At 74.3% G+C, this 17,217-nt stretch carries 17 protein-coding genes; 5 read left to right on the top strand and 12 right to left on the bottom strand.

The features are described from left to right. Positions 1-218: 218 nt before the first annotated feature. Positions 219-668 (top strand): cell division protein SepF, encoded by a 450-nt coding sequence (locus B073_RS0105475; RefSeq protein ID WP_018537085.1) that lies wholly within the window; start codon positions 219-221, stop codon positions 666-668. Positions 669-761: 93 nt separating this feature from the next. Here the strand turns inward: B073_RS0105475 and B073_RS0105470 are convergent, their stop codons facing one another. Together B073_RS0105470 and B073_RS0105465 are read right to left on the bottom strand one after the other, a co-directional pair. Beyond that, positions 762-1,955: an acyl-CoA dehydrogenase family protein gene (locus tag B073_RS0105470; RefSeq protein ID WP_018537084.1), complete on the bottom strand. Its 1,194-nt coding sequence runs from the start codon at positions 1,953-1,955 to the stop codon at positions 762-764. A 127-nt stretch (positions 1,956-2,082) separates the two neighbouring features. Continuing rightward, on the bottom strand, positions 2,083-3,723 hold the full coding sequence (locus B073_RS0105465) for an MFS transporter (RefSeq protein WP_026247090.1): 1,641 nt from the start codon (positions 3,721-3,723) through the stop codon (positions 2,083-2,085). Positions 3,724-3,946: 223 nt separating this feature from the next. Here B073_RS0105465 and B073_RS0105460 point away from each other — a divergent pair, with 223 nt between their 5' ends. Continuing rightward, positions 3,947-5,140: a hypothetical protein gene (locus tag B073_RS0105460; protein WP_018537082.1), complete on the top strand. Its 1,194-nt coding sequence runs from the start codon at positions 3,947-3,949 to the stop codon at positions 5,138-5,140. Positions 5,141-5,405: 265 nt separating this feature from the next. Then, on the top strand, positions 5,406-6,443 hold the full coding sequence (locus B073_RS0105455) for a phosphatase PAP2 family protein (RefSeq protein WP_018537081.1): 1,038 nt from the start codon (positions 5,406-5,408) through the stop codon (positions 6,441-6,443). Positions 6,444-6,562: 119 nt separating this feature from the next. Here the strand turns inward: B073_RS0105455 and B073_RS0105450 are convergent, their stop codons facing one another. The 5 genes from B073_RS0105450 to B073_RS0105430 all read right to left on the bottom strand — a co-directional run bounded on the left by B073_RS0105450 (position 6,563) and on the right by B073_RS0105430 (position 11,115). Further along, entirely contained in the window at positions 6,563-6,787 is a 225-nt protein-coding gene (locus B073_RS0105450) for an I78 family peptidase inhibitor (RefSeq protein ID WP_018537080.1), read from the bottom strand. A gap of 365 nt (positions 6,788-7,152) precedes the next feature. Next, positions 7,153-8,088 (bottom strand): MerR family transcriptional regulator, encoded by a 936-nt coding sequence (locus B073_RS0105445; RefSeq protein ID WP_018537079.1) that lies wholly within the window; start codon positions 8,086-8,088, stop codon positions 7,153-7,155. Positions 8,089-8,100: 12 nt separating this feature from the next. Further along, positions 8,101-8,967: a hypothetical protein gene (locus B073_RS39180; RefSeq protein WP_018537078.1), complete on the bottom strand. Its 867-nt coding sequence runs from the start codon at positions 8,965-8,967 to the stop codon at positions 8,101-8,103. A gap of 83 nt (positions 8,968-9,050) precedes the next feature. Then, a complete protein-coding gene (locus tag B073_RS0105435) occupies positions 9,051-10,310 on the bottom strand; it encodes a glycosyltransferase (protein ID WP_018537077.1) in 1,260 nt (419 codons plus the stop codon). Positions 10,311-10,536: 226 nt separating this feature from the next. After that, complete coding sequence (locus B073_RS0105430) at positions 10,537-11,115, bottom strand: transglycosylase family protein (protein WP_018537076.1); 579 nt, start codon at positions 11,113-11,115, stop codon at positions 10,537-10,539. A 287-nt stretch (positions 11,116-11,402) separates the two neighbouring features. On the opposite strand from B073_RS0105430, the gene B073_RS0105425 reads away from it, so the two are divergent. Both B073_RS0105425 and B073_RS0105420 read left to right on the top strand, forming a co-directional pair. Beyond that, on the top strand, positions 11,403-12,197 hold the full coding sequence (locus B073_RS0105425) for a hypothetical protein (RefSeq protein ID WP_026247089.1): 795 nt from the start codon (positions 11,403-11,405) through the stop codon (positions 12,195-12,197). A 115-nt stretch (positions 12,198-12,312) separates the two neighbouring features. Then, positions 12,313-12,657 carry a hypothetical protein gene (locus B073_RS0105420; protein ID WP_018537074.1) on the top strand — a complete coding sequence of 115 codons (345 nt, stop codon included), beginning with the start codon at positions 12,313-12,315 and terminating at the stop codon, positions 12,655-12,657. Between the two features lie 33 nt (positions 12,658-12,690). Here the strand turns inward: B073_RS0105420 and der are convergent, their stop codons facing one another. The 5 genes from der to aroH form a co-directional block, all read right to left on the bottom strand. After that, positions 12,691-14,160 (bottom strand): ribosome biogenesis GTPase Der, encoded by a 1,470-nt coding sequence (gene der / locus B073_RS0105415; RefSeq protein ID WP_018537073.1) that lies wholly within the window; start codon positions 14,158-14,160, stop codon positions 12,691-12,693. Positions 14,161-14,230: 70 nt separating this feature from the next. Beyond that, entirely contained in the window at positions 14,231-14,887 is a 657-nt protein-coding gene (locus tag B073_RS0105410) for a lysophospholipid acyltransferase family protein (RefSeq protein ID WP_018537072.1), read from the bottom strand. Further along, a complete protein-coding gene (gene cmk / locus B073_RS0105405; RefSeq protein WP_018537071.1) occupies positions 14,884-15,627 on the bottom strand; it encodes a (d)CMP kinase in 744 nt (247 codons plus the stop codon). Before cmk ends, B073_RS0105410 begins: the two co-directional genes overlap by 4 nt. A 142-nt stretch (positions 15,628-15,769) precedes the next feature. After that, positions 15,770-16,855: a prephenate dehydrogenase gene (locus B073_RS0105400; RefSeq protein ID WP_018537070.1), complete on the bottom strand. Its 1,086-nt coding sequence runs from the start codon at positions 16,853-16,855 to the stop codon at positions 15,770-15,772. Next, positions 16,852-17,214 (bottom strand): chorismate mutase, encoded by a 363-nt coding sequence (aroH, locus tag B073_RS0105395; RefSeq protein ID WP_018537069.1) that lies wholly within the window; start codon positions 17,212-17,214, stop codon positions 16,852-16,854. The genes B073_RS0105400 and aroH overlap by 4 nt, the downstream gene beginning before the upstream one ends. Positions 17,215-17,217 lie beyond the last annotated feature (3 nt).

Below are 17,217 nucleotides of genomic sequence, written 5' to 3'. Positions count from 1 at the left end.
CCGTCGACCGGCCGATGGACCGCCGCACGTACCGATCGTGACGCCTTTCGTACTGTCAGTTCACCACCGGGGCACACGAGCTGACGGTGCACCACCCTCTTTGCACCAGATATGTCACGAACCCCCCGTGCGGCGGCTATCCGCTTGGCACACCCTCGCCCTCATGGACGACGATAGGGAGAACGGAACACACCCGCCGCGAGTGAGAGGAGGCGTCAATGGGATCGGTACGCAAGGCGAGCGCCTGGCTTGGCCTCGTCGACGACAACGATGACGAGCGCTACTACGACGACGACTACGCCGAGGGACCCGATTCCGCCGACTCGGGCAGCGGTCCCTGGGTGACCGACCCCCGGGTCCGGGTGGCCGACGAGGCCGCCCGTACCCAGGGCACCCGTATCGCCACGGTCACCCCGGCCTCGTTCCGGGACGCCCGCGGCATCGGCGAGCTCTTCCGGGACGGTGTCCCGGTGATCGTCAACCTGACGGCCATGGAGCCCGCCGACGCCAAGCGCGTGGTGGACTTCGCCGCCGGCCTCACCTTCGGTCTGCGCGGCTCCATCGAACGGGTCGCCACCCGGGTGTTCCTGCTCACCCCCGCCGACTACCAGATCGTCACCGGCGAGCCCCGCACGCACCGCAACGGCGGCTTCTTCAACCAGAGTTGACGAGCCGCAGAGGTCTCCTCGGCCGGGGGCCGGGGGTTGTCCCCCGGGAATCACGGCAACCAGAGCCCTAGGCGCGCGCCGGCCGCGGGGCGCTCACCGGAAGGCGTCGAGCCCGGTGAGCGCCTTGCCCAGCACCAGTTGGTGCATCTCCGCGGTGCCCTCGTAGGTCAGCACCGACTCCAGGTTCGTGGCGTGCCGCATGACGGGGTATTCGAGCGAGATCCCGTTGGCGCCGAGGATCGTCCGCGCGGTGCGGCAGATGTCGATCGCCTCGCGGACGTTGTTGAGCTTGCCGAAGCTGATCTGCTCCGGCCGCAGGGTGCCGGCGTCGAACCGCCGCCCCAGGTGGTGCGCGAGCAGCACCCCCTTGTGGAGCTCCAGCGCCATGTCGGCCAGTTTGGCCTGGGTGAGCTGGAAGCCGCCGATGGGCCGGCCGAACTGCTCGCGGGTGCGCGCGTAGTCCAGCGCCGCGTCGAAGCAGGCGCGCGCCGCCCCCATCGAACCCCAGACGATGCCGTAGCGGGCCTGGCCCAGGCACCGCAGCGGGGCGCCCAGCCCGCGGGCCTCCGGCAGCACCGCGTCGGCGGGCAGTCGCACCCCGTCCAGGACCAGCTCGCTGGTGACGGAGGCGCGCAGCGACCACTTGTGCCGGATCTCGGGGGCGGCGAAGCCGGGGCTGTCGGTGGGGACGACGAAGCCGCGGATGCCGTCGTCGGTGTGGGCCCAGACCACCGCGACGCCGGCCACCGACCCGTTGGTGATCCACATCTTGCGCCCGGTCAGCACCCAGTCCGTACCGTCCCGCTGGGCGTGGGTGCGCATGCTCGCGGGGTCGGAGCCGTGGTCCGGCTCGGTCAGCCCGAAGCAGCCGATGACCTCGCCGGCGGCCATCCGCGGCAGCCACTGCTGCTTCTGCTCCTCGGAGCCGAACCGCCAGATCGCGTACATGGCCAGCGAGCCTTGTACGGAGACCAGCGAGCGGATGCCGGAGTCGGCGGCCTCCAGCTCCAGGCAGGCCAGCCCGTACTGGACGTGCGAGGCGCCGGCGCAGCCGTAGCCGGTCAGGGACATCCCCAGGGCGCCGAGCGCGCCCAGTTCGCGGGCGAGTTCGCGGACGGCGGGGAGTTCGCCGCGCTCGTACCAGTCGGCGACGTCCGGCAGGACCCGGTCGGCGGCCCACTGGCGGACGGTGGCACGGACCGCCCGGTCCTCGTCGGTGAGCAGGTCGTCCAGGCCCAGGGGGTCGCTGGGGTCAAACGGCGGGAGCGGGGACGGCGTTGCGGGCATGGCGGGTCCTCCGGCGGATTCGGCGCTCGCGCGAAAAACTAGCAGTGGTAGTTACGCGCGTCCGACGGTACGGGCCCCGGCGCCGGGCGGGCAAGGGTCACCGCCGCGCGGCGGCCCGTCGCGCCGGTCAGCGGCCGGAGCTCGCGGGGGCCGGCGCCCCTTCGCGCCCGGCGGGGGCGCCCTCCTCGGCCGCGGCGTCGGCCTCGGCCCGTTCCGCGGACTCCGCGGCCCGGCGCGGCAGCCGCAGCGCGAGCCCGGCACCGGCCAGCAGCAGTACCGCGCTGGCGACGAGGGTGACCCGCAGCCCGTGGATGAAGGAGTCCCGGGCGACCAGCCGGAGCGCCTCCCGGGCGTGCTCGCCCAGCCCGGCGGCGACCTTGTACGCCTCCCCGAGCGAGTGCGACGCCGAGCGGGCGGCCCCCTCCGAGACCCCGGCGACATGGTTCAGACCCGGCGCGTAGGCGGCGTTCATGACGCTGCCGAGCAGCGCCACGCCGATCCCGGCGCCCAGCTGGTAGGCGGTCTCGCCGAGCGCCGCCGCCCCGCCGGACTGCGCCGCCGGGGCCTCGCTGAGCATCGACTCGTACGCCCCGAAGAGCGTGGACTGGAAGCCGAAGCCGAGCAGCACGAAGCCGAGGGAGAGCTGCCAGAAGTGGTCCTGGCTGCCCAGCGCGGTCAGCGAGACCACCGCGATCGCGGTGAGGGTGAAGCCACCGGAGACCATCAGCCGCGGGCCGAGGGCCTGCAGCAGCCGGGAGCCGGTGAGGCCGGCGGCCATCGCGGAGAACACCAGCGGCAGCATCCGCAGCCCGGTCTCCAGCGGGCTCAGGTGCAGCACCAGTTGGAGGTACTGGACGGCGATCAGCTGCAGCCCGACGAGGGCGAGCATCGCCAGCACGATGCACCCGATCGAGGTGCCGAACGCCGGCCGGGCGAACAGCCGCATGTCGATCAGCGGATGGGCACGGCGGCCCTGCCGGCGGACGAAGACGATCAGCAGCGCGGCGCCGACGACGATCGGCAGCAGCGTGGTCACCCCGACGACCGGCGCGCCGCTGCCCAGCCGCTTGACGCCGAAGACGATGCCCAGCACACCGAGCGCGGCGATCAGCGCACCGGCCAGGTCCCAGGGCCCGTTGCGCTCGCCCCGCGACTCCGGCAGCAGCCAACGCCCTATCAGGAACATCGCCGCCATCATCGGGATGTTGATCAGGAAGACCGAGCCCCACCAGAAGTTCTCGACCAGGAAGCCGCCGAGCACCGGTCCGACCGCGGCGCCGACCGCGGCCACCGCGCTCCACACCCCGATCGCCACCGCCCGCTCCCGCCGGTCGGGGAAGACCTGGCGCAGGATGGACAGCGTCGCCGGCATGATCATGGCGCCGCCGATGCCGAGCAGCGCCCGGGCCGCCATCAGGATCTGCGGATTGGGCGCGAGCGCCGCGGCGGCCGAGGCCAGGGCGAAGAGCCCGTAGCCGAGCAGGAGGATGCGGCGGCGCCCGACGCGGTCGCCGAGGGTGCCGAAGAGGATCAGCAGCGAGGCCGCGATCAGCGGGTAGACATCGACGATCCACAGCAGTTCGACCGGCCCGGGGCGCAGGTCCTCGGTGATGGAGGGCACCGCCACATAGAGGATGGTGGTGTCCAGCGCGACGAAGAGCAGGCTGACGCAGAGCACCGTCAGCACCGTCCAGCGGTTCACGCCGCCGCCTGTGTGCCCGGGAACACCACCCGTCCGCCCCCTGCCGGACGCGGTCGTCCCTGACATCCAGTACCTCCTGTCATGCGCTCGCCGTACTGGTCCCGCGGCCGCGGTCAAGGGCGCGACGACGCGCCGGCGTAACCGGCGGCACGGGCGAGTTGAGACGTCAGACTACGCGAGTCACCACGAGGCCCGCGTGGCCCACCTCACGGTGAGACGCTCGTCGCAGCCCCGACGTTGCCCCACCGCCCCGCACGGCACCACCCCCGTCACCTGGATAATCGACCGGGTGAACGATCTTGCCTCCACCGCCGCACCCGGCCGGGCCCTGTGTCCGCCCGCCGTCCGTGCCGCGCTGCGCCGCGCCCTCCCCGGCCTGGCGGCGTACGCGGCGATCCGGCTGCTCGGCCTGATCGTGCTCATGGCCTGGTCGGCCGCCGACGGCAAGGACTGGCACACCCTGCTGACCGCCCGCTGGGACTCCCTCTGGTACACCCGGGTCGCCGAGCAGGGCTACGGCTACACCGTCCACCTTCCCAACGGCGACGTCCACTCCGATGCGGCGTTCTTCCCCCTGCTGCCCTGGCTGGAGCGGGGCCTGTCGGCACTCACCCCGCTGTCCGCCGCGGACGCCGGGATGGCCGTGGCCTGGGCGGCGTCGCTGGCCGCGGCGGCGGCGCTGTACGTCACCGGCGAGCGGCTGCACGGGCCGCGGGCCGGGGTGCTGCTGGCCGCGCTGTGGGCCGCGCTGCCGGTCGGAATCGTGCAGTCGATGGCGTACTCGGAGTCGCTGTTCACCGCCCTCGCGGCGTGGGGCCTCTACTGCGTGCTGACCGGACGCTGGGTCTGGGCCGGCGCGCTGGCCGCGCTCGCCGGGCTGACCCGGCCGGTGGGCGCCGCGGTGGTCGCCGCGGTGTGGATCAGCGCCGCGGTGACGGTGGCGAACGAGCGAGCCGGCGGGGTCCGGGCGCGCGCCTTCCTCCGCGGCCGGCACCGGCGGATGCTGCTCGGCGTGGCCCTGGCCCCGCTCGGCTGGTGCGCCTACGTCCTGTGGGTCGGCGCCCGCGAGGGCTCGCTCACCGGCTACCTGGACGTCCAGGCCGGCTGGCACAACGGCTTCGACGGCGGCCTCGCCTTCGCCGCCTTCGTCTGGCAGCAGCTCACCGGCCCCGCCTTCGCCGCCGGCCTCGCCCTGCTGACCGGCGTCGCGCTGGTGATCTGGCTGTATGTGCACGGTGTACGGAAGGGCCAGCCGCTGCCGCTGGCGGTCTACGGCGGGACGGTGCTGCTGATCGCGCTCACCGCCAAGGGCTACTTCGGGTCGAAACCGCGGCTGATGATGCCCGCCTTCCCACTGCTGCTGCCGCTCGCGGCGGGGCTGGCCCGCTGGCGTCCGGTGCGGTCGTGGCTGGTCATCGGGGTGGTGGCGGCCGGCTCGGCGGTCTACGGCGCGTTCTGGCTCAACGGCTCCGGCCCGCCGTGACCGGAAGATCCCGCTCCGTAATCGCCCCGCCGAGGAAAACGCGCCGCGACACCCGTGCGAATGACGGATAAACTCCGCGGCCGAAAAACAGATAAACACCTATGACGGCGACACGCGGATGGCCGGAACGGAATCCGGGGCCCGAGGAATTCTCTTCGAAATCCCGGGAAGCGGGCCGGGATTGAGACCCATTCCACATCACATCGTCATTACAAAGCGCACGGTTTGACCAAGTGCATACATCACACGCGGTAACGTCGTTTGAGTGCGTACCGATGACAAGCTCGACCAGATGGAGGAGCGCCTCCCGACCGATCGCGTCAGACCGCCGCGCATGACCCGGACCCGCCTGTGGCTGTTCTGGGGCACGCTGGCGGTGTATGCGGTGATCGTCGTCGGAGTGCTGGCCGACACCTCCCTGGTCACCATCGACTGGCAGCTGATGCTGTTCCGGCCGTACAAGCAGTGGCCGGCGATCCATGCCTTCCTCGACTACTTCGTCGTGCTGGGGCAGCGCGGCCCGACCGCGGTGGCGGTGGCGGCCTGGCTGGGCTGGCGCTGCTGGCGGCAGCGCAACCTCCACCCGCTGCTGGTGCTCGGCGCCTCGCTGCTGCTGCTGAACATCACCGTCGGGGCCGCCAAGCTCGGGATGGGCCGGCTCGGTCCGCACTACGCGACGACCGTCGGCTCCAACGAGATGTGGCTGGGCGGCGACATATTCCCCTCCGGCCACACCGCGAACGCCGTGGTCACCTGGGGCGTGCTGGCCTATCTGGCGACCACCCCGCTGCGCCGCCGCACCCTGTCGGTGATCGCCGCGCTGGGCGCGCTGGGCGTCGGGATGACCACCGTCTACCTCGGCACCCACTGGGTCAGCGACGTCCTGCTGGGCTGGGCCGCGGGCCTGCTGGTGCTGCTGGCCATGCCGTGGCTGGAGCCCGGCATCACCTGGGTCGAGGACCGGCTCATGGGCGTCCTGCTGCGGCTGTGGCTGCGGCTGCGCCCCGATTCGCTGCGCGGCCCGCTGCCGGCCGGCGCGCTGGCCTCCGAGGTCTCCCGGCAGCGGATCGCGCCGGACGGCGAGTTCCTGGTGCGGGAGGCGGTCGGCGCCGCCACCGGCGGCCGCGCCACCCGCGCCCCGGAGGGCTGGCCGCACCACCCGCCGCGCCCGCACACCTCGCGCGCCGAGCGCACCCCGGTCACCCCGACCGGCAGCCGCCGGCCGCCGCACGCGGACCGCGTCCCGCGCGGCGCCGCACCGTTCGGCCCGACGGCCGGCCGCCCCCGCAACGGCGCCGGCTGACCACCCCGGCGGCGGGGCCCGGTACGCACACCCCCGCCCCGCACGAAGGCCCCGGCCGCTCCCTCTGGGAAGCGGCCGGGGCCTTCGCCGTCGTCCGCCGGGCGCGGGCGGACCGCCCGTCAGCCCTGCCAGCTGCGCGCCACCACGCCGCCCGCGACCTCGAAGTTGATCCGGCCGACGACGTACTCCATGGTGATCATCGCGCCCGGCGGCAGCGCCCGGACGGTACTCCAGCCCTGGTCCCGGGCCCGCCCCTCGGCAGCCGCCTGGCTGAGGCCGACATACGCCTCGGGGTCGTCGTCGATTTCCGGTACGTCGCCGGGAAGGTTCGGTTCGGGTGCCATGGCAGCCACCGTAGGCGCCCGCGGCGGCGCGTGGAAGGGCGGTCGCCCGCACGATGCCGTCCCACGGCGGTCCGCCATTGGTCACACTTGTGTCACGGCGAACGCTCCCGCGTTTGCCGGAACACCCGTCACCCTTACGCGCGGTACACCACCGCAACCGGGTGGAAAACAAAGCGGCCGGAATTCCCCCTTGATCGGATACGGAAGGGTGTGCCGCCGCTTCGGGCAAGCCCGGACAGCACGCCGGAATTAATCGTCCGGCCGCCCCGGAATCCCCTTACCCGACACCCTTTTCCGGCCGTCCCGGAATTGGCCAACGACACACATTCCACACACATTTCCCGCACATCGCCCCGCGGGCGGGCTCACGCTCCGGCCGGGTCCTCGGCGTCGAGGGCGGCGACCAGCCAGTCGTGCGCGGCGCCCATCGACGGGCCCGCGCCGCCGGCCGCCTCGTCGGCGTACCGCCAGTACGCCCGCATCCGCGGATCGTCACCGGCCCGCAGGGACGCCCGCAGCCCGGCGCGGAAGGCCGCGCCGTCCCGCCGCCGGTACGCGCGGGCGTGCGCGGCCACGAAACAGTCCACCTCGTCCCCGGGCGCCGGCCGGCGGCCCGCGACGAGGGCCGTGGCGGCCAGCGCGTACGCCTCGCCGAGACCCTCGTAGAGCGCCACCGGGTCGGTCTCCCCGGGCAGGGCGGCGGCCGCGCGCACCCGGCGGCAGCGCACGGCCATCCCGCCGTCGCGGTCCGCGGCCAGCGCGTGGAGCCGGGCGTAGCCGACGACCTGGGCGGGACGGGGGTCGGCGGGCGGGGCGGGCACCGCGGCGTCGACGACGGCGGCGCGCAGCGCGGGCGGCAGCGCGCGGGGCAGCTGCCGGTGCCAGAAGCGGACCAGCGCGTCCGTGGTGGGCGGCTGCGGCAGGCCGCCCAGCAACCGCAACAGCTCCGGGCGGCGCTCCTCCGGGGCGGCGGTGAGCGCGTGCAGGGCGGCCTCCCGCCAGCGCAGCGCGACCAACCGGTCCCCGACGGCGGCCAGTTGGTCGGCCAGCGCCTGCTCCAGGGAGCCGCCGGCGAGCGCCTCGGCCACGGCGGGCAGCGGCATCCCCACGGCGCGCAGATCCCGGATCCGGTGCAGCCGGTCCAGGGCGTCCGGGGCGTAGCGGCGGTGCCCGCCGGCGCTCCGCCCGGCCGCCGGCAGCAGCCCGGCATCGGAGTAGTGGCGCACCGTCTTGACCGTCACCCCCGCGCGACGGGCCAGCTCCCCGATCCCCAGCAACTCCCCGCCCGGCCCCCGCTCCACGGGCCGGGCCTCCTAGGACGTGCCCCGGCCGGCCGGGCCCGTGACCCGTACGGCCAGGTCGTTGTCGAGGGTGTAGTAGGGGCCGATGCGCAGTTCGCCGCCGGGGGACGGGACCGGCCGCGCCGGGTAGCTGAACACCTGCTCCTTCTCCGGGACGTCGTCCAGGAGCCGGGCGATGCGGACCCTCGGCGCGCCCTCGGCGGGGCGCAGCCACAGGTCCCAGTGCTCGTTGCCGTGGAGCCGGCGGGCGGCCAGTTCGCCGTAGGGGAGGGTGAAGTGGAAGGGGAAGTCCGGGCCGTCGACGGTCAGCGGGATGGCGACCGGGTCCTGGCCGGCGCCGCGGGGACGGGCCTCCGCCCGGGCGCCGGCCCCCGGGACCGCCCCGTAGAGGCGGCCGGTGACGGTGATGCCCTCGGGGGCGACGAGGATGTCGCCGGCCTCGGCGTGCGGCCCGCGCAGCCAGCTGCGCAGGGCGAGGTTGCCCAGCTTGGTGGCGTAGGGGATGCGCACGCCGAGCCGGCCGATGCCCGCCAGCGGCCGGCGGTCCACCAGCGACCGCAGGTCGTTGACGCCGGGCAGCAGCCGGCGCGGGTCGGCGCCGTCGCCGAGGTCGGCATAGGCGTGCCAGCGGCCCTCGGCGAGCGCGACGGTGCTGGGCAGCACGGCGCGCAGCCGGCCGTTGCCGTTGGGCCCGAGCGGCAGCCGCACCTCGTCGTCGGCATCGTTGTCGGCGGCGCCGCCGGTCTCATCCGCGCCGCCTCTCAGGCGCAGTACCAGGGCCGCGCTCCAGGGGGTGCCGGTGCCGTGCGGGACGTCCAGGTCGAAGGTGAGGCCGCCCGCGGAGTCCGCGATGCAATCGGCCTTCAAGTCCACGGGCACCGGCGCCCCTCCTCCTGTGGCGGCGGTCCGCCGCGGGCGGCCGGCCGCTCCGGGCCCGGTCACGGGTGACTGCGTCGAGGCGTTCAAACCGTCCGCACCCCTCTCACCGCGGCGCGGGCCGCATCCTTGGTGGCGTAGGCGCCGCCGATCAGCGCGCCCCGGGCGCGGTGCAGCGAACCGCGCAGTCCGCTGCCGCGCCGCCGGTCGAGCAGTTCGCCGAAGAGTGCGGCGTGCCGCCCGGCGACCTCGGCCGGGTCGAAGCGGGCGGACGAGGCGAGCGCGACGGCGCCCATCCGCGTCCGGGCAGCGTCGTCGCCGATCAGCTCCAGCAGGGCCGTGGCCAGCGCGGCGGGGTGGCCGGCGGGCACCAGCCGCCCGGTGACGCCGTCCTCGACGAGTTCGCCCGGCCCGTAGGGGCTGTCGGTGGCCACGACGGGCAGCCCGCAGCGCATCGCCTCGGCGAGGGCCGTCCCGGCGGGCTCCCGGCAGGCGGGGTCCACGGCGACGGCGCCCTTGGCCCACTCGGACTCCAGCGGGCCGGCCGGCCCCATCAGGAAGACGTGGTTGTAGAGGCCGAGCTCGTCGATCAGGGTGCGCAGCGCGGGCTTCTCGGGGCCGCCGCCGTAGATCCGCAGCCGCCAGTCGGGGCGCTCGGCGGCCACCGCCGCGAAGGCCCGGACGAGCACGTCGTAGCGCCGGGCCCGGGTGAGGCGCCCGGCCGCCACCACCCACCGGCCGGTGCCGTCGGCGGGCGCCAGCCTCGGGGCCGGTACCGCCCGGGGCACCGCCGTGACCCGGACGCCGGGCAGCCGCATCAGCCGCAGGTGGGCGCGGGCGTCCGCCTCGGTGGCGGTGACCAGCGCGTCCAGCCGCGGGTAGGCACCGCGCAGCGCCAGCCGCAGCGCCCGGCCGTGCGCGGCCAGGCAGTGCGGCTCCTGGCCGACCCGGAGCGGCCCGCGGCGGGTCTGCCGGGCGATGTGCACGGTGAGGCCGGGCCGGGTGCCCACCACCACATCGGCCTCGGTCCGGCGCAGCTGCTCGGCGATCCGGCGGTCGGTCAGCTCGCTGTACTGGCCGGAGCCCGGCTCGGCGGCCGGGAAGATGCGGGCGGGCCGGCCGCGCGCCGGGTCCGTACGGTCGCCGGACGGCCCGTGCTCCCGGAGGTCCACCAGGTGCCGCAGCGCGACCCGGGGCCCGAGGTCGAGCGCCGGGGTGTCGCGGTGCCGCAGGACGGAGACGATCTCCACGTCGTGCCGTTCGGCGAGGGCGTTCGCCAGGCCGAAGGTCGCCCGGACCGTCTCGCCGGTGCCGTACGCATGGTGAATCAGGAATGAGATGTGCATCCGTCCCCGTGTCCCCTGGTCCCTCGCACTCGTCCTGGTTCCCCCGCGGTTCCCGGCCGCCGGGCGCACGACGGCGCCCGGTCGCCCGGCTGTTGAAGAGTAAGACCCCGGAACGGCCTTCGGGGTTGGGGGTATTGGCCAAGTCGTGCCGAAAAAGTTAGGGCATCGGTATGGCGGGGCGGGAACTCTCCAGCGGGCGGGCACTGCGCCCGGCGGCGACCGCGGGTCAGCGGAGCCTGAGCCGGAGACCGGCGCACAGCTCGTTCGGGCGCTCCCCGACGACCGTGCGATTGGCCTTGTAGAGCTGCCGCCAGCCACCCTTGACCCGGTGGCGCCGGGCGATCCCGGCGAGGCTGTCGCCGCGGCGGACGACATAGCTGCGGTCGTCGAGGAGGCCGTAGCGCCGGGCGCAGATGGGCCAGGCGCCCCAGCCCTGCTCGGCCTGGACCCGCTTGGCGACCTCGATCTGCTCGTCCCGGGTGGCCAGATCGGCCCGCTTGGCGTACTTGAGGCCGCCGAACCGCTCCCAGGTGGGCTGCCAGAACTGGAGACCACCGTAGTAGTCGTTGCCGGTGTTGATGTGCCAGTCCCCACCGCTCTCGCACTCCGCGAGGCAGCCCCAGGGCCACTGGTCGTCGGCACAGGCGTACGGCGGCCGGCCGCCGTCCTCTCCACCGCCGTCCCCACCCGGCGCCCCGTCGGCGGTGGCGCCGCCGGGCAGGCACAGGACCAGGGCGGCGGCCGCTGTGACCAGCAGCCCGACGGATTCCACGCGGCGCCGCGGCGCCGAAGAGATGTCCGACATAGCCGGTGACGGTAGGCAGCGGGCCGCCGGGCACCGGCGCGCCGCGCCCTTCCGGGGAGCCACCCCACCCCGTCCGTGTACAAAACGGAGCCCATTTGCGCCATGTTCTCCGCAGGAATTGGCGATGCCTGACCGATCAGAGACGACTTTTCACCGGTTCCCTGCCGTGCGGCGCGTTGGTTCGATTCTGTTCGCGTCCGCGCGTGACTCTCCCGGGGGTCGCCCGTTGTCCTTGTACAAGCCGGGAGACCGCCCGGCAGCCGCTCATGAAGATCGAGGAGCCACCCGTGCCGCGCATGCTCGACGTCAGCGACGACGTTCGCGCCGAGATCGGCGACGAAGAAGCCGACCGCCTGCTGGCCGGAGAAGACGCCCCGGGCAGCTACGACTGCACCTCGTGCCGGACGCCGGGCAACAGCGAGCAGGAGCGCACCAGCACCGTCCTGTTCGTCGGCGAGGAGACCGCGGTGCTCGCGTTCGCCCACGCCACCTGCATCCCCTCGCAGGTCGTGCCGGTCTCCGAGGAGCAGCTCCGGGGAGCCGTGCGCTCCATCACCGGCGAGGACACCCGCACCGCGAGCGCCCCGGCCGCCCCGATCCCCACCACCGACCGGCAGGCCACCCTCGGCATCACCTGCGGCCTGGTACTGATCAAGGACGAGCTGCACCCGGCCCTCGTCGTCGAGCCCAACGGCCCGATCGCCCGCCCCGGTTCGACGAGCCTGGAGGACGACTTCCTGCCGCTGCTCCTGGAGCACGGCTTCGCCCCGGTGACGGACATGAACATCCTCCCCGCCCCGATCGAGGGCTGGTCCGCGCTGCTGGCCATGGGCAAGCTGCACGCGGTGCTCCAGCCCGGCACCGCCGGCAGCCAGTCCGCCTGGTGGCAGGCGCACCAGCCGCTGGCCGTCTCGGACGGCTGGCGCACCGCGGCCAACAAGGCGCACACCGTGCTGATGTACGCCGCGCCCTCGGGCACCATCGGCCACCAGCCGCGCGAGGATCTGATGCGGCAGGCGCTGGAGCAGGCGGCCGCCAAGGGCCTGCTGGTCGCGGCCTCGATGCCGCTGGCCGGAACCTGACCGTCCGCCCCCGATCGCGGGAGCAAGACCGCCCAATGGGGCGGGATTGCTCCCGCGATCGGCCATTTCGCCCAGAAAGCCGCATCCCGCGGGCATCGGGGTCGTTGGCACCTACGTGCACGCATACGACCCCTCCCGCGCCCAGTTCCCCCACCCCATCCCCGGCATGCGTCCGGCCCGCGACCACGGGGCGCCGCGCGGCGCCGACCGCGGTTCGGCCACGCCGATCTACGACGCGCTGTACGCCGAGTACCGCCGCGCCTTCCGGGCCCTGCCCGGGGACCGTACGGACGAGCCGGAGGTGCCGGAGTCGCTGCGCGGCGGCAACTGGGGTCGCGGGGGCCCGTCGACGGGGCACTGGGAGGTGGTGGGCCGGCAGCCGTTCCGGCCGCGGGGCCAGCTCCCGGCGGCGCTGCCACCGGGTCCGCGGGACGGCTCCCGGCCCCACGGCGGCCGCTGACTCTCTGCCGGACCGCCGCGGGCGGGGCCGCCGCTACTTCTTCTTGTTCTTGGTGCCGCGCTTCTCGCGCACCCGCACCGAGATGTGGATCGGCGTCCCCTCGAAGCCGAACTCCTCGCGCAGCCGCCGCTCGACGAAGCGGCGGTAGCCCGCCTCCAGGAAGCCCGAGGCGAAGAGCACGAAGCGGGGGGGCTTGGTGCCGGCCTGGGTGCCGAAGAGGATGCGGGGCTGCTTGCCGCCGCGGATCGGGTGCGGGTGCGAGGAGACGATCTCGCCGAGGAAGGCGTTCAGCCGCCCGGTGGGGATCCGGGTCTCCCAGCCGGCCAGCGCGGTCTCGATCGCCGGCACCAGCTTGTCCATGTGGCGGCCGGTGCGCGCGGACACGTTGACCCGCATCGCCCAGGGGATCTGGACGAGGTCCCGCTCGATCTCCCGCTCCAGGTAGAAGCGGCGCTCCTCGTCGAGGTTGTCCCACTTGTTGTAGGCGATGACCAGGGCCCGGCCGGCCTCCACGGCCATCGTGATGATCCGCTGGTCCTGGACGCTGATGGACTCGCCGGCGTCGATCAGGACGACCGCGACCTCGGCCTTCTCCACGGCCGCGGCGGTGCGCAGCGACGCGTAGTAGTCGGCGCCCTCCTGGAGGTGCACCCGGCGGCGGATGCCGGCGGTGTCCACGAACTTCCAGGTCTTGCCGCCCAGTTCGATGAGTTCGTCGACCGGGTCGCGGGTGGTGCCGGCGAGTTCGTTGACGACCACCCGCTCCTCGCGGGCGAGCTTGTTCAGCAGCGAGGACTTTCCGACGTTGGGGCGGCCGATCAGGGCGATCCGGCGGGGGCCGCCGACGGCGGTGCCGAAGGTCTGCTCGGGCGCCTCGGGGAGCGCGTCCAGCGCCGCGTCGAGCATGTCGCCGGTGCCCCGGCCGTGCAGCGCGGAGACCGGGTACGGCTCGCCCAGGCCCAGCGACCAGAGCATGGCGGCGTCGGCCTCGCCGGACGGGCCGTCGACCTTGTTGGCGACCAGGACGACCGGCTTGCCGGAGCGGCGCAGCAGCTTGACCACGGCCTCGTCGGTGTCGGTGGCGCCGACCTTGGCGTCCACCACGAAGACCACCGCGTCGGCGGCCTCGATGGCGAACTCGGCCTGCATCGCCACGGACGCGTCGATGCCGAGGACGTCCTGCTCCCAGCCGCCGGTGTCGACGACCTTGAAGCGGCGGCCGTTCCAGTCGGCCTCGTAGGTGACCCGGTCGCGGGTGACGCCCGGCCGGTCCTCGACGACCGCCTCACGGCGGCCGATGATGCGGTTCACCAGCGTCGACTTGCCGACGTTCGGGCGGCCGATGACGGCGAGGACCGGGAGCGGGCCGTGGCCGGCCGCGGCGATGTCGCCCTCGACCTCCTCCAGGTCGAAGCCCTCTTCCGCGGCGAGCTCCATGAACTCCGCGTACTCGGCGTCGCCAAGCGCACCGTGCTCCTCGCCGGTGGGGATCTGCTCGTTCATGAAGTCCGTTCCTCGTTCATCCATGTGGTCGGTGGGCCGCTGAAGGCAGGGCCCACTGCTCAAGTGTCGGTCAGCGCCCGGTAAGGCGCCGGGCCTGTGCCAGGTGGGCGGTCAGCCGCTCCTGGATCCGCACGGTCGCCTCGTCCAGCGCCTTGCGGGTGCGCCGCCCGCTCCCGTCGCCCGCCTCGAAAGCGTCGCCGAAGACGACGTCGATGCGGGCGCGCAGCCGCGGCAGTGCCGGGGAGAGCCGGCTGGGGCGGTCGGTGCCGCCGAGCACCGCCACCGGGACGACCGGGGCGCCGGAGCGCACCGCGAAGTACGCCAGCCCGGCCCGCAGCGAGGCGAAGTCGCCCTCGCCCCGGGTGCCTTCGGGGAAGATCCCGAGCACCCCGCCGGCCGCCAGCACCCCGAGCGCGTCGGTGATCGCCTTGCGGTCGGCGGCCTGGCGGTCCACCTTCAGCTGTCCGATGCCCCGCAGGAACGGGTCCAGCGGACCGACGAAGGCTTCCTTCTTGATCAGGAAGTGCACCGGCCGCGGCGCGGTGCCCATCAGCATCGGGCCGTCGATGCCGTGGGAGTGGTTGACGGCGAGGATCACCGGTCCGGAGGCCGGCACCCGCCAGGCGCCCAGCACCCGCGGCTTCCACAGGCCGTACATCAGCCCGATGCCGATCCGTCGGCCGACCGCGGCGCCGCGGGGGCTCGGTGCCTCTGCGCCGTCGGTCACCGGGTGTCCCGCCCCGCCTTCTCGGCGCTGACGCCCTCGATGAGGGTGACCACGCACTCGATGACCTGATCCAGCGTCAGGTCGGTGGTGTCGACCTCGACGGCGTCGTCGGCCTTGGCCAGCGGCGAGGTCTTGCGGGAGGAGTCGGCGGCGTCCCGCTTGACCAGCGCCTCGCGGGTGGCGGCCAGGTCGGCCGCCTGCTGGGAGCCCGTGCCCTTGAGCTCGCCGTTGCGGCGGGCCGCCCGGGCCTCCGGGGAGGCGGTGAGGAAGATCTTGAGGTCGGCGTCGGGCAGGACGGTTATGCCGATGTCCCGGCCCTCGACGACGATGCCGTGCGGGGCCTCGGCCGCGATGGTCCGCTGGAGGTCGGTGATCAGGGCGCGCACCTGGGGGACCGCGCTGACCGCGCTGACCGCGGCGGTGACCTCGGCGCTGCGGATCGGGCCCGCGGCGTCGGCCCCGTCGACGGTGATGGTCGGCGCCGCCGGGTCGGTGCCGGAGACGATCACGGGCTTGGCGCAGGCGTCGGCCACCGCGGCCGGGTCGTCGACGTCGATGCCGTTGGTCAGCATCCACCAGGTGATCGCGCGGTACTGCGCGCCGGTGTCGAGGTAGCCCAGGCCAAGCTTGCCGGCGACGGCCTTGGACGTGCTGGACTTGCCCGTGCCTGCGGGGCCGTCGATGGCGACAATCACTGCTGCCGGGGCGGTCCGATCGGCGGTTTCCACGGTGACGAACACCTTTCTTGATTCACACGGGGCGCGGTCCAGGGCGCCAGGTCCGGTCGTCGACCGGCGGTCGGGGGTGCGACGGAGGGGCCGACGAAGGGACCGGGGCCTCGGACAAGGTTACTGGCTCGCCCGCGGCGCGCCGTCCACGGTGTCACTGCCGGATCGACCACCCCCGCTCCCGCAGCTCCGCGGTGAGCACCGGGACCGTCTGCGGTTCGACCATCAGCTGGATGAAGCCGGCCTGCTGGCCGGTGGCGTGCTCGATGCGGACGTCCTCGATGTTGACCCCGGCGCGGCCGGCGTCGGCGAAGATCCGGGCCAGCTCGCCGGGCTGGTCGCCGATGTAGACCGCGACGACCTCGTAGGCGGCCGGGGCGGCGCCGTGCTTGCCGGGGACCCGCTCGCGGCCGGCGTTGCCGCGGCGGAGCACGTCCTCGATGCCGTGGGCGCCGGAGCCGCGCTTGGCGTCGTCGGCGGACTCCAGGGAGCGCAGCGAGCGGACCGTGGCGTCCAGGTCGGCGGAGATCTCGGCCAGGACGTCGGCGACCGGGCCGGGGTTGGCGGAGAGGATGTCGATCCACATCGCCGGGTCGGAGGCGGCGATCCGCGTCACATCGCGGATGCCCTGGCCGCAGAGGCGGACGGCGGTCTCGTCGGCGCCCTTGAGGCGGGCCGCGACGAGGCTGGAGACCAGCTGCGGGGTGTGCGAGACCAGGGCGACGGCGCGGTCGTGGGCGTCCGCGTCCATCACCACGGGGACGGCCCGGCACAGCGCGACCAGCTCCAGGGCGAGGTTCAGCACCTCGGTGTCGCCGCCGGGGGACGGGGTGAGGACCCAGGGGCGGCCCTCGAAGAGGTCGGCCGTCGCGGCCAGTGGGCCGGAGCGCTCCTTGCCGGCCATCGGGTGCGTGCCGAGGTAGCCACTGAGGTCGCAGCCGAGCGCCTCCAGCTCGCGGCGGGGGCCGCCCTTGACGCTGGCGACGTCGATGTACGCCCGGGCCGCGCCGCGCCGGATCGCCTCGGCGAGCGCCGCCGCGACATGCGCCGGGGGCACGGCCACGATGGCGAGATCGACGGGCTCCGCGGGCGGCTCGGCGGCGCCGGCGCCGAGCGCGGCGGCCGTCAGGGCCTGGGCGTGGTCGTGGTCCTCCAGGTGGACCTGCACGCCGCGGGCGCTGAGCGCCAGGGCGGCCGAGGTGCCGATCAGGCCCGTTCCGATGACGAGTGCGGTTCTCACTGGGCGATGTCCTTCCGGAGCGCCGCGGCCGCGCCGAGGTAGACGTGGGCGATGCCGGCCTTGGGCAGCGCGGTCTCGACGTGGGCGAGGACCCGCACCACCCGCTCCATGGCGCCGGCCACGTCCAGCTCCTGGGCGCAGATCAGCGGGACGTCGGTGATCCCCAGGGCGCGCGCGGCGGCGGCCGGGAAGTCGCTGTGCAGATCGGGGGTGGCGGTGAACCACACGCTGATCAGGTCGTCCGGCACCAGGCCGTTGCGCTCCAACAGCGCGGTGAGCAGCTCGCCGACCCGCTCCCGCATGTGCTCCGCGTCGTCCCGCTCCAGCTGGACGGCCCCGCGCACGGCCCGTACCGCCACGTC

It is taken from the genome of Streptomyces sp. MspMP-M5, assembly GCF_000373585.1.
Taxonomy (GTDB): Bacteria; Actinomycetota; Actinomycetes; order Streptomycetales; family Streptomycetaceae; genus Streptomyces.
This window is presented reverse-complemented; position numbering and strand designations above follow the sequence as displayed.